This window comes from Halanaerobium saccharolyticum (assembly GCF_003053565.1).
Taxonomy (GTDB): Bacteria; Bacillota; Halanaerobiia; order Halanaerobiales; family Halanaerobiaceae; genus Halanaerobium; species Halanaerobium saccharolyticum_B.
Genome location: NZ_QAXS01000006.1, coordinates 113,611 through 126,396 on the forward strand (window position 1 = coordinate 113,611; position 12,786 = coordinate 126,396).

Consider the following 12,786-nt stretch of genomic DNA (forward strand, 5'->3'; position numbering starts at 1 on the left):
TTCTACACCTCTCAATTAATATCTTCAGCTCAAAGCTGTATTTATTAAAATTTTTAGTCAAGTCATTATCTGGAAAGACTCTAATTTCGGAAAACATTTTCCAAAACTAAAGGAAAAAAGGTTTCTCCGGTCAAATATTATTAAATTTAGCCCGAGAGAAACCTGTTCTGATAGAATAATTAAAGTGTAACTCCATCTTTGAAAATTGCAATTTCTCGATAATCATTAATCTCATTTTTAGTCTTTGTTTTTTTAGAAGCAAGATCAATTAGGTAATCAAAAAACTCAGCAGCTAGAGAGTCCATATCTCTACCTTCCAGTAATTCTCCTGCATTAAAATCAATCCAGTTCCGCTTTTGATTGTATAGTCTGTTATTGGTAGAAACCTTTACAGTTGGCACCGGGCCGCCAAAGGGAGTTCCTCTTCCGGTTGTAAATAGAACCATGTGGGCACCAGAAATTGCTAAAGCTGTTGTTGCCACCAGGTCATTGCCCGGACTTTCTAAAAGATTTAGGCCCTTACCGGTAACCTGATCCCCATAGAAAAAGACATCATTAACAATACCTGTACCACCTTTTTGAGTACAGCCTAAGGACTTTTCTTCTAAGGTAGTAATTCCCCCTTCTTTGTTTCCTGGAGAAGGATTTTCGTAAATTTCCTGATCATGAGAAAGGAAATAATCCTTAAAGCCATTGATCAGCTCGACTACCTTTTCGAAAGTCTGCTCATCTTTAGCTCTATTCATTAAAATTTTCTCAGCCCCAAACATTTCTGGAACTTCAGTTAAAATACTTGTACCCCCATAGGCTCCCAGTTTATCAGAAATTCTACCGAGTAAGGGGTTGGCAGTTACTCCGGAAAATCCATCTGAGCCGCCACATTTGAGACCAATTTTCAGTTCAGAAACCGGCACTTCTTCCTGCTTAAATTTCCCGGCATAATCGACCAGGTTATCTAAAATCTTCTCGGCAGCCTTCTGGTCATCTTCAACATCCTGCAGATTAATAAACTTAACCCGCTCCGGATTATAGTCTCCAATATATTCTTTAAAATCTTCTATTAGATTATTTTCGCAGCCGAGACCTACAACCATTACTGCTGCTGCATTGGGATGATTGACCAGACCGGCCAGTGCCTTCTGGGTCATCTCCAGGTCATCACCAAGCTGGGAACAGCCGTAAGGATGTGGAAAAGCATGAATGCTGTCAATAACTTCATTTTCAATCAGCTCTTTGTATTTCATTTCTGCCTTTAAGGCCATTTTTTCTACAACTTTATTGATACAGCCGACTGTATTGATAATCCAGACATCATTACGAATTCCAACTTTGCCCTTTTCCCGCTTGTAGCCCATAAAAGTAGGCATTTCTGCTGGGTTTTTTACTTCAGGTAAATCAGGCTGATATTCATAATCCAGTTTGCCTGAAAGAGCAGTCTTTAAATTATGAGTATGGATCCACTCACCTTTTTTGACCTCTTCTGTTGTTTTTCCGATTGGAAAACCATAACGAATTACTTCATCACCTGCAGCAAAATCTTTTAAAGCAACCTTGTGGCCGACAGGAATATCACTTAAAACCTTAATTTTTTCTCCCTTAACTTCAATTTGTTCCCCAGCATCTATTTCTTCAACAGCGATCACTATATTATCATTTTCATTTATTAATAAAACTCTGGCTCCCATAAGAACCTCCTTAGATTCTAAAATAGCCCGGAATAAAGACATCCCAGGCTATTTAAATTTATATTTGATTATTTTATCATTTACTTGACATTTTTAAAGAATAACTTTTTTGGACCATAATAGCTTACATGTGCAACTAAATCTGCAGCTACACTGTAGGGCATACGGCCGCGGTCAACCTGACGCCCAACAACATTGGCTAAAGTTCTTCTAAACATTTCTGAGCGGGAAGAATAGGACATTAATTTTCTGGAGTCAGTAACCATCCCGGCCAGGTTATAGAATAAATCTACAGTTGTAACCTGCTGCAGCTGTCTTTCCATTCCAAATGGACTGTCAGTTAACCACCAGGGAGCCCCTAAGGATACATTGGGGAAAGCTCTGGAAATTGTAGAAGCTGTAAACCAGTGAGTTGGTTCCATAGTATAAAGTACAATATCCAGCTCAGAATCAAATTTATTAACAAAATATTTAAGATTCTCAGCCAGCTCAATATCACTGTTTGAGATATCGCCACCCGTATCAGGACCAAGATTATCATAAAGGCTGTCCCGATAATCTCTTACAGCACCAATATGCAGCTGTGTTACCCAGCCGCTTTCCTGATTTAACTTTCCAAACTCAACCAGGGTAAAGGCTTTAAAGTCTCTAATTTCTTCAGTACTTAATTCTTCACCATTTACTGCTTTTGCATAAATTTCAGCTGCTTTATCCTTTTCAACCTCGTAAGAAATTGGTTCAACTATTCCGTGGTCACTGGCTACACAGCCCATTTCCTCAAAATAATCATGAGATTTTTTAAGAGCAGTTAAAAGTCCATCTAAATCATTAACATCCTGCTCATAAGCATCACCTAATTTTTCAACATACTCAGACCAGTTCTGATGCTCAATATTCATAATCTTATCAGGACGCCAGGTGGGAAGAATTTTTACTCCTTCTACCTCTTCTTTTGCCTTTTTATGATTTTCTAAGCGAGAATATGGCTCATCAGTTGTACACATAATCTCAACATTCATTTCTTTTAATAAATTCTGAGGGCTCATTTCCTCTTTAGCCAGCATATTTTTGGTTTTCTGCCAGATCATCTCTGCAGTGTGCTCAGAAATTGGCTGGTCAATACCAAAACGGCGTTTTAAATCAAGGTGGATCCACTCATAAGTTGGATTCCCTGCAATTTCCGGGAATATTTTAGCCAGAGCAAGCCACTTTTCTTTATTAGAAGCATCACCGGTGATCTTTTCTTCCGGCACACCTCTTTTGCGCATCATTTCCCAGACATAGTGGTCAGTTTCAGCTTCAACCTCCCAGATATCATTCCAGCCTTCATTGGCTAATATTTCTGGTACATCACCGTGGTTGTGAGCATCTAAAATTGGTAAATTTTCAATTTCTTTATATAACCTTTTTGCTGTTTCACCTTCAAGTAAATAATTTTCATCTAAAAAAGCCATTTTATTCCTCCTAATAAGATATTTAACTTCTTGAAAACATTTTCATAAACATCATATCAATTTTTCCATCAATATCTATAATAAATTAAATTTTAATTTTCGTAAAAGCCTAATTTATTGAGATGTCTGCCGATATGTCTCTCTAAAGCCTGACGGTATTCCTTATCATGCTCATCCCAGAATTTATACAGTTTATCTCTAAAAAGATAACGTCCATCTCTTTTGTCCTGCAGTATAAAGCCGTAAGTTATATGCAGCAGCTGTCTAACTTCATTGATTTCCAAGAGCTCTCCCAGTTCCTGATCGCTGAGCTGAGCAAGTTCCGGCACCTTTGACAGATCTGTAGTCACATGATAAAACTTTTTAGCTTCTTCGAACTTTTCTAAAGCATAAGCATGAATATCCCTGTATAATGAAGGATCATTTTCGGCTACAACTCTAATTGCCTCCAGCCAGTTAGTTCCGGCTGTTTTGACATGAACTCTGCCTCCGGTATGTCTGCCAATTATCGGAAAGACACTAAATTTATCACTGCCGGAATGAATACTCAGTTTATAACCAAAACGATCGGCAATATCAGCATGGATTTTAAATTCTTTTTCAAACTGATCTAAATCTCCTATATAATCAATACCCTTTTGGAATTCTCCCACAAAACGAGGGGCCAGAGAATTAACCTCAATCTTATTTCGCTTTAATTCATTGGCTACAAAAAAATGCGCTTCCGGAGTAGTAGGAGTTGAAGTCTCATCAATTGAAATTTCAAAATCAACATCCCGGTCCGATTTTTTTAATAAATGCTGTATCTCTTTAGCAAAGTCCAGCATTTTATAATAAATTAAAACAATCTCTTTAAAATTATCCTGATTGTATTCCAGCTGGTAGCCAGAATTAAGAACAAAGGTTTTGTTTAAATACTGATCTTCCAGGCCCTGACGTAAATAATCAGGAACCTCCTGGTAGGCATTTTCAATTTCAGCCTCAGTCATCTGGTCCAGATCATCATTAATATAATCTGTACAGTCTAAGGTCAGCATAGAATATCCTAAATCTAAAGCTTCTTCGATATCTGGTTTTTCTTTTAAGTGATCTGCATCAGCTGCAAAACCATCCTGATAGCCTTCCTGAAAAACAGCCCAGCTGACATCATCAAGCACTGACTTAAAAGTTCTGCCGGTTAAATTAAGCTCCCGTACTGACTGCTGAGCAAAAACAGGCATAGCAGAACTATCTTTAACAGCCTCAATATGCCCGGGAGTTGCAATCCCAAGACGATCACCAAGACCAAAACTTGCTGTCTTATTCCCTAAAGCTCTGGGAGCTGTAAAAGGAAAAATCTCTCTTAAAATCTCAGCATTATAGTGACTTAAAGGTGCAATTTTAGCCTTAAAGCCCGCCAGTTCTTCTATTTTACCCTGAAATAGCTCGAAATTTTTAGACTTGTTTAATATAACCAGCTTCTTTTTCTGATCAATTTTAGCCAAAAAATAGAATGACTTGCCCTCTTTAATTATTGAGCGGGGATAAATTCGATAATCTTCAGCGTATTCAGCAACTTTTTTAACGGCTTCTTTTGAAGTACCAACCAGTTCTTCAGCAAAATCTTTCCAGGACATAATAATACCTCCTTAGTATTGAGAAACTTTATCCAGGCAGAATATCCTCACCAATAAATTATTAAGTGAGGATAAATCTACTTTTATATTCTATTTAATTAATTTCTCTAAACTGGCTTTCATTCCTTCTTTTTTAATCAGATTTAAATTAGAAATTAAGGAATCTGTTAGGCCTGGAAGCTCATTTAAATCTCTGTCCCAGAAATCCTGGTTTGCCAGTACATCCTGACCCAGTTCAGCTAAATCAATTTCTCCAGCTTCAAAGCTGCTCCAGAGATCTGCAAAGTAGTTAAGAGCATCCTTATCATCTCTAATTAAATATTTCTCTCCATCACGGTAAGCAGCAAGTTTTCCTTCTTCCAGTTCAGTTCCATGGTAGAAATGAATTAAAGCTGCCAGAGCAAAACTTAAACGCTCAGGTACTTTATCATATTCTTCAATATGCTGAACCAGTGAAGGTAAAACTCTGGTTTTGAACTTAGAAGTTGAGTTTAAAGAAATATCAAGCCATTTATGATCAATATATGGATTTTTGAAACGCTCAAAGATTTTGGAAGCAAAGTCTTCCAGTTCATCTTCATCTGCATCTAAAGTAGGTATAATATCTTCAAATACTGCCTGGTTGATAAATTCACCCACCAGCTCATCATTAACTGCATCTCTTACCAGATCAATTCCTGCTAGATAGGATACAGGTACTGTTGAAGTATGAGCACCATTTAATATTCTAACTTTTGTTGTTCTATAAGGTGTTAAATCATCCACCCACTTTACATTTAAACCGGCTTTATGGAAAGGCAGTTTTTCTTTTAAACTTTCATCTCCTTCGATAACCCAGAGATGAAAAATTTCGCCAGTATCCAGATTCTGATCATGGTAGCCTAGTTCAGCTTCCAGCTCATCAATCTCATTAAAAGGATAGCCGGTTACAATTCTGTCAACCAAAGTATTTAAAAAGTGATTTGCTTCTTCAATCCAGTTTTTAAATTCTGCTTCAAGATTCCAGTCATCTGCTAATTTTAAGATAATCCTTTTTAAATTATCTCCATTGCGGTCAATTAACTCTACTGGAATAATTACCATCCCTTTATCCCGGGCACCATTAAATGTCTGGTAGCGGTGGTATAAATAGGCAGCCAGTTTTGCCGGATAAGATTCTGGTGGTGTATCAGTTAATTTATCATCCTCATTATATGCTATACCAGCCTCTGTAGTATTAGAAACTACAAATTCTATCTCTGGATTTTCAGCCAGCTTTAAGTACTGATCCCATTCGCTGTAGGATTCAATTCCGCGAGAGATTGCAGTCATAATTTCTTTTTTATTAACTTCTTCACCATTTTCAATCCCTCTTAAGTAAAGAGTATAGAGTCCATCCTGTTCATTTAAATTAGAAATTCTACCTTCTCTAATTGGCTGAACTACAACTGTTCTCCCTTTAAAATGCCCTTTTTTATTCATAGTATGGAACATCCAGTCAACAAAGGCTCTTAAAAAGTTACCTTCTCCAATCTGAACGACTTTTTCAGGATAATCTAAAATCTCAGCTGAAAAATCAGCCAGCTCAGTCCCCAGAAGTTCTGACTCTAAGTATTCACGATCTAACATCGGTAAATCATTTTTAGCCATTATGTGCCTCCTTTAAATTCAAAAATCGATAAAATAATCCATTTTACCCTTCAAGTTTATAATACTAAAAATATACTCACTTAACAATAAACTTAGTTGTTATTTTATTCAATAATTAGTCAATCTTTATTTTAAGTTCAACTGCTCGCTGCTGAAAGATTATTCAGTTCTTTTTCTTGCTGCAGTTCACGATAAATTGGTAAGTAAATTTCTCTGTCTCTGATAACACAGCCTGCTTTCTTTTTGGCTGCCTTTAATTCAGCACATTTGCTGCAGCTGATGCAGACTTTAGTACTGTCCATCTCTCCCTTTTGAAGAATATCTCTAGCAAAATCAGGGTAAGCGAAAGCCTGACGTCCAAAGCCAGCCAGATCAGTCCAGTCAGCAGCGACCATCCCTGCAGCTGCGTTAGCTCCATACTGGCGCAGCCAGCTAAATCCGGTACCAATAACCAGCGTCTGATTTAGATTTTCTTTAGTAAATTTAGTTAATTCAAGCAGTCTTTTTACTCCCAGCAGAGGATGTTCTGGCGGCTGATAACCACCGTTATCATAGGGGCGGTTGACATGAGGTTTCAAATAGGGAGTGCTGGCAGTAACATTAATCAACTTAACCCCCAGTTCTTCCAGCTCTTTTAAGAGTTTTGCCGCTTCAGCTAAATCAGGATTACCATCCTGATCTGTTGCCCAGCCTCCAGGAATTGCATCATAAATATTTAAACGGACCGCCAGATCAATATCAACCTTATTTTTTACCTTCATAATAGTTTCTTTTAAAAAACGAGTCCTATTTTCATATGTCCCACCATACTTACCTTTGCGGTCATAAGCAGCCAGCAGAGAAGAAAGCAGATAGCGGTGACAGCTTTTGATATCAACTGCATCAAAACCTGCCTCTGCCGCCAGCTCTGCAGCCTTAAGATAATCAAGCTGCAGCTGATCCAGTTCCTCATCTGTGATGATGTGGAAATCGTTTTCTGCAATTGAGACAGGGTCAAGCTCCTGATCATTAAAGGCTATAATGTTATTCTCACCAAAACGACCTGAATGAGTCAGCTGAGCCACTGTATAAGGATCAACTTCTGACTCATTTTTTATAAGTTTAATCAGGTCTTTAAATTGAGCTAAATTTTCCTGTTTCAGATATAACTGACTTTCATTTGCCCTACCTGCTTTATCCACAGCAATCGCTTCCAGCCAGATTAATCCGGCTCCCCCATTTGCAAAGCGCTTATACCTTCTTTTAGTCAGCTCAGAAGGAGTCCCATCTGCTTCAGCATCTGCACCTTCCATCGGGTGGATAGCAATCCGGTTGGGAATTAGACGATTATTTATTTTAAGTTCTTCATTTAATATTTTTGTGTTCTCCGACAGAGGCAGTTCAAAATCAAGCTCTTTTAGATCTGCTTTAAGCTCTTTTAGAGAACTATAATTAAATTTTTGAGCTTTCATTTAATCAAATCCCTTCTTAATTAAATGGATTAAAAGCAGTATAGTTCTCTACATTTACCCATTTACTTTTAACTGCCCAGTCAAGATCAAGATCAGATAATAATTTTCTTTCGGCAAAGGCCTGATCAATTTTTTCGTCTATACCCGGTAAAACAGTCTGGTATTCTCCAGCTTCATTTTCAAATTCTTTTATTAAATTTTGCGGTACTGCTTTAATTTTTTCAGCCGAATCATAAGCTCCATTAATTGCTACAACAAAGTTTCGGGTGTTTTCTGGTGTACAGTATAAGTCCTCAATTAAAGAAAGATGCTTATCTGCTGCAATCCGGAAAACTTCCTTTTTAGGATCCAGACCTTCATTATCAAATTCAATAACTTCACCATCATTAAGTTCAATTTTTGTTTCTTCATTCATCTTCCAGCTGATCTTTCCTTTGGTACCAATGATCTCCATTACCGGATCTCTTTTTTCTTCTGGAATATGAGTTACATAAAAATATATCTTAGTGCCTGTAGTTGTTTCCGCTTTCAGGCAGGAATTATCATCAGCCTCTATGTAGCTGTGCCCTCTGTAAAGTTCAGCTCTTACTCTTTTTAACTGGGCAGAACTGTGCATACTCTGTCCTGCTATAAAGATCATGTTATTTAAATAATGGGCAAAGGCATTGTGCATAGGTCCATCTAAAACTAATTGACCCATGGCCACACTTTTACCGGCCCAGTCATTACGGTCATAATATGATTTAAAACGCGGCCAGAATCCTTTCGCTGCTATCTCTTTTATCTCACCCAGCTTACCCTCTAAAATAAACTGCTTAATTTTTCTAATAGTATGAGAGTGGATATACTGAAAACCAATAGAACAAAATCTTCCTGTTTCTTTTTCAGTTTTAATCATTGCATCAATTTCCTGAACAGTTGGTGCAGGCGGCTTTTCTAATAGAATATTATAACCTGCTTTCATACCTTTTATTGCCATCTCAGCATGGGTTGGAATTGATACAGGGAGTCCAATTACATCAACACAGGCCTTGGCTTCTTTTAGTAAGCTTTCATAAGAACTGTAAATTGCTATTCCCTTATGTCTTAATTCTCTTACTTTATCAGCATTATTCACCTGATCATTAACTACTACAGCTGTCAGCTTCATTTTACCTTCAGCTTCCAGTTCCTCAATATTTCTTAGATAACTTCCGGCAAAATTTCGCACACCAACAACTGCAAAACCTACTTCTGACATTTACGCAACCTCCTTATTTTTTATCTTTTTCTCAGTAAGTAATTATCAAATATCTCTTCAATTTAAACTAATTATACATAACTATCTAAAATACTTCTAAACATAATTTGTGTTCTGATCAGATCTTTAACAAAATTTAAGCTGAAAAATCCTGATCAATCAATACCTGAGAATGCAACACCATCAATTAAATATCTCTGGAAGAATATGAAGAGAATTATTGTTGGTAAGATTGAAAGAAATGTCATTGCAAACATTGCTCCCCAGTTTGTAATCGCATTTGGATCAGAGAACATTTTAAGTGCAATTGAAACTGGATATTTAGTTACACTCTGTAAATATAGTAAAGGTGTCATGAAATCATTCCAGGACCAGTAAAATCTAAAGATTCCAGCTGTTACTAATACCGGCTTTAAGTTAGGTAGAATGATTTTAAAGAAAATCCCAAATTTACTGCAGCCGTCAATTTCTGCTGCTTCATCTAATTCAGTTGGTATACCTCTAACAAACTGAACCATTAAGAAGGTAAAGAATGGTACCGGCAGCATCTGAGGTAAAATAACCGGTAAATACGATCCAACCCAGCCCCACTGATTAAACATAATATACTGAGGTATTCTTAGAATTTGTCCCGGCACTAAAACTGTTGCAATCATAATTGCAAACCAGAATTTTTGACCGATAAATCTGGTTCTGGTAAAACCAAAAGCAGAAAAAGAAGCTAAAATAATCTGACCAATTGTAGCAGTACCAGAAATGAAGAATGAATTTCTAAAGAAAGTTAAAAAAGATACTCCTCCAAATCCTCTCCAGCCTTCTAAATAATTTCTAAACTGCATTGCATCAGGCCATAAAGTAGCACTTAGAGCATTTCCGGATGATTTTAATGAACCTGCTACCATCCAAAGCAAAGGATAAAGCATAAAGATACAAAAACCGCCGACTAATACCTGAAATAATATGTTTTTAAGTTTTTCTTTTTGACTAAAGGTTAAATTCATCAATTATTCTCCTTCCGATTCATAATATACCCATTTATTGGATGTTTTAAACAGCACAATCGTAACAATGGTCAATAAAACAAGTATAATCCAGGCAAGAGCTGAACCGTAACCTAAGTATCCATTAGAAATACCTTTACGATAGAGATAAACGGCATATACCAGGGTTCTGTTTAAAGGACCACCCTCAGTAATAATGTAAACCTGAGTAAAGACCATAAACATCTTAACCATCTGCATAATCAAATTAAAGAAAATAACTGGAGTTAAAAGTGGTAAGGTAACACTAAAGAACTGCTGTACTTTACCTGCTCCATCAATCTCAGCTGCCTCATATAAACCTTTTGGAATCTGTTTTAAACCGGCCAAAAAGATAATCATCGGAGAACCAAACTGCCAGGCAGCAAGTAAAATAATTGTCCAGATAGCATAATCAGGGTGACCAATCCAGGAAATTCTATTACTCATAATCCCCATTCCAACAAGAAAGTCATTAAAAGCTCCCTGTGAGGAAAATAACTGACGCCAGATTACTGAAATAGCAACACTACCACCTAAAATAGAAGGTACATAATAGGCCGCCCGGTAGAAATTAGTAAAAGGTCTGGCTTTTCTAAAAACTAATGCCAGTGCCAGAGCACTTGCCAGTCTTAAAGGTACAGCAAAAACTACATAATAAAATGTTACTTTAAGCGAAGTCCAAAATTTTGGGTCATCAGTAAATATTTCTATATAATTGCGAAGCCCTACCCAGCTTGGATCACCTACAATAGTATATTCTGTTAAAGAATAATACAGAGACCTTAGTAAAGGAAAAGCTAAAAATGCTAAAAACCCAATTAACCAGGGTAAAATAAATACATAACCAGTTAAATTCTCTTTTATCCACTTCTTTTTATTCATTCCAGCATCTAGAGAGCGAACCGAATCCAGTGCTTCAAATTTATTATTCAAAAATCTCCCTCCTTAAGTGTTAATACAAACTATAAGCTAGTGACTCATTTTAAATCACTAGCTTATAGAATTTTATCTTATTTTATTTTTTATTTAAATAAGAATGTTAATGCTCAACTTATCTAGAAAGTAACTTTGTAGCTTCTTCTCTGAAATCTGCTGCAGCTTCTGCAGGAGTTTTCATACCATAAATTACTTCCCAGTACTGATCAGCAAATGCTGTAGTTACTTCTGAGAATGCAGGTGGCTGTAATGGAAGTACAGGACCAGCGTTTTCAGCAGCTACTTCGATGAAATCAAATACAGCCTGATCATATTCGTCTGCGTCAGCTTTTAGAGCTGCTCTAACTTCACTGTTAGTAGGTACTCCACGATCTGTACCGATTACTTTACCAGCTTCAACATTGTTGAACCAGAAGTTTAAGAAAGTCATTACTTCTGCTGGATGCTCAGTATTTTTAGCAGCAGTCATAACCATTGCAGGCTTCATGAATCTACCTTCCTGAACTTCGTCTTCAGCTCTTGGATATAGGAAAGGTTGTAGAAGTTTGCCAGCACCATTAGAAATAGCAGGTAACTGATTACTCCAGTAGTTAGTTGCAGTTGCAGCTTCACCCTTAGTTACAGGATCCTGCTCAATTGCACCAGGAGCTTCCTGTCTCTGCATAGCATCCTGAACTACACCAGCTTCAATTAATTCTAAATCATAGTTCATGTAATCTACAAATAACTGATCATCGTCATAACCTAAAGACTTTCCATCTTCACTAAAGAAGCTCTGACCGTGCTGTCTTAACCAAACAACAAAACCATTACCTTCTTCCTGAGATGCAGGAGTTGCTGCACCTAAAATACCTAATTCTTCATTTAACTTTTTGAACATTTCTGCTCTATCTTCCCAGGTATCTTCTGGAGAAGGATAATCTACACCAGCAGCGTCAAATAATTCTTTATCATAGTAACCAGCAGGAGCGTTTACACCAGTAGCAAGTCCCATCTGCTTACCATAAGCTCTACCCATTTCCAGGTATGATTCACCAATTTTACTTACATCTAAAGTTCCATCTTCAATAAATGGATCTAATTCTAATAACTGATCATTTTCAACATAACTTGCCATCATTTTTCTTACATGCTGAATAATATCAGGTAAGTTATCTCCAGCGGCCTGAGCATTCATCTTATCCCAGTATCCACCCCAACCAGTATATTCTGGCTGAATTTTTATGTTAGGATATTCTTCTTCGAACATTTCAATAACTCTTAAAGTTCTTTCGTGACGACTCTGTGAACCCCACCAGGCGAAACGTAAAGTAACTTCTTCGTCCTGAGCCATTGCAGCAACACTAAGTGATAAGGATAACGCAAATGTTAAGATTAATACTAGAGCTAAACTTTTTTTGCTAAACATTTAATTTCCTCCTTGGAATTTAATTAAGTTTTAGTATGTTCAATTAAGTTAATAATTATAAATTCTTATAGGCTTATAAATCTTTCTGCCTCTGCAAAAAGATCAGAGAAAATTTTTGTCCCCCCCTTTTTTGAAAGTATTAAAATAAATACAGTCTTATATCCTTATCCTTATTAGATTATCTGTAAACTTATCTTAGGAAAATGTTTTCCGTCAATTAAAAAATTATTACGAATTTTTAGAAAAATATGGCTCTTTGACAAATGTTGTGAAATCTAAATAGCACCGTTTGAATCAAGTTATCTCTTTAATTTTTTGAATTGCTCTTAAATACTTAGCAATGAT

9 protein-coding genes are annotated in these 12,786 nt (G+C 36.7%); all 9 read right to left on the reverse strand.

Translation table 11 applies throughout. From position 1 onward, the window contains the following. Window positions 1-179 precede the first annotated feature (179 nt). The 9 genes from C8C76_RS04085 to C8C76_RS04125 all read right to left on the reverse strand — a co-directional run bounded on the left by C8C76_RS04085 (window position 180) and on the right by C8C76_RS04125 (window position 12,441). Window positions 180-1,685 (reverse strand): UxaA family hydrolase, encoded by a 1,506-nt coding sequence (locus C8C76_RS04085; RefSeq protein ID WP_108138904.1) that lies wholly within the window; start codon window positions 1,683-1,685, stop codon window positions 180-182. A gap of 80 nt (window positions 1,686-1,765) precedes the next feature. Continuing rightward, window positions 1,766-3,139 carry a glucuronate isomerase gene (gene uxaC, locus C8C76_RS04090; protein WP_108138905.1) on the reverse strand — a complete coding sequence of 458 codons (1,374 nt, stop codon included), beginning with the start codon at window positions 3,137-3,139 and terminating at the stop codon, window positions 1,766-1,768. A gap of 92 nt (window positions 3,140-3,231) precedes the next feature. After that, a complete protein-coding gene (locus tag C8C76_RS04095; RefSeq protein WP_108138907.1) occupies window positions 3,232-4,755 on the reverse strand; it encodes a tagaturonate epimerase family protein in 1,524 nt (507 codons plus the stop codon). Window positions 4,756-4,845: 90 nt separating this feature from the next. Continuing rightward, on the reverse strand, window positions 4,846-6,384 hold the full coding sequence (locus tag C8C76_RS04100; RefSeq protein ID WP_108138909.1) for a tagaturonate reductase: 1,539 nt from the start codon (window positions 6,382-6,384) through the stop codon (window positions 4,846-4,848). Window positions 6,385-6,521: 137 nt separating this feature from the next. After that, window positions 6,522-7,835 carry an oxidoreductase gene (locus C8C76_RS04105; protein ID WP_108138910.1) on the reverse strand — a complete coding sequence of 438 codons (1,314 nt, stop codon included), beginning with the start codon at window positions 7,833-7,835 and terminating at the stop codon, window positions 6,522-6,524. A 16-nt stretch (window positions 7,836-7,851) separates the two neighbouring features. Then, window positions 7,852-9,075, reverse strand: coding sequence for a Gfo/Idh/MocA family protein (locus C8C76_RS04110; protein ID WP_108138911.1), 1,224 nt, complete (start codon window positions 9,073-9,075; stop codon window positions 7,852-7,854). 155 nt (window positions 9,076-9,230) lie between these two features. Then, entirely contained in the window at window positions 9,231-10,076 is an 846-nt protein-coding gene (locus C8C76_RS04115; protein ID WP_108138913.1) for a carbohydrate ABC transporter permease, read from the reverse strand. A 3-nt stretch (window positions 10,077-10,079) separates the two neighbouring features. Then, complete coding sequence (locus C8C76_RS04120; RefSeq protein ID WP_208109011.1) at window positions 10,080-11,030, reverse strand: carbohydrate ABC transporter permease; 951 nt, start codon at window positions 11,028-11,030, stop codon at window positions 10,080-10,082. Window positions 11,031-11,148: 118 nt separating this feature from the next. Then, window positions 11,149-12,441 (reverse strand): ABC transporter substrate-binding protein, encoded by a 1,293-nt coding sequence (locus C8C76_RS04125; RefSeq protein WP_108138915.1) that lies wholly within the window; start codon window positions 12,439-12,441, stop codon window positions 11,149-11,151. Between the last annotated feature and the right edge of the window lie 345 nt (window positions 12,442-12,786).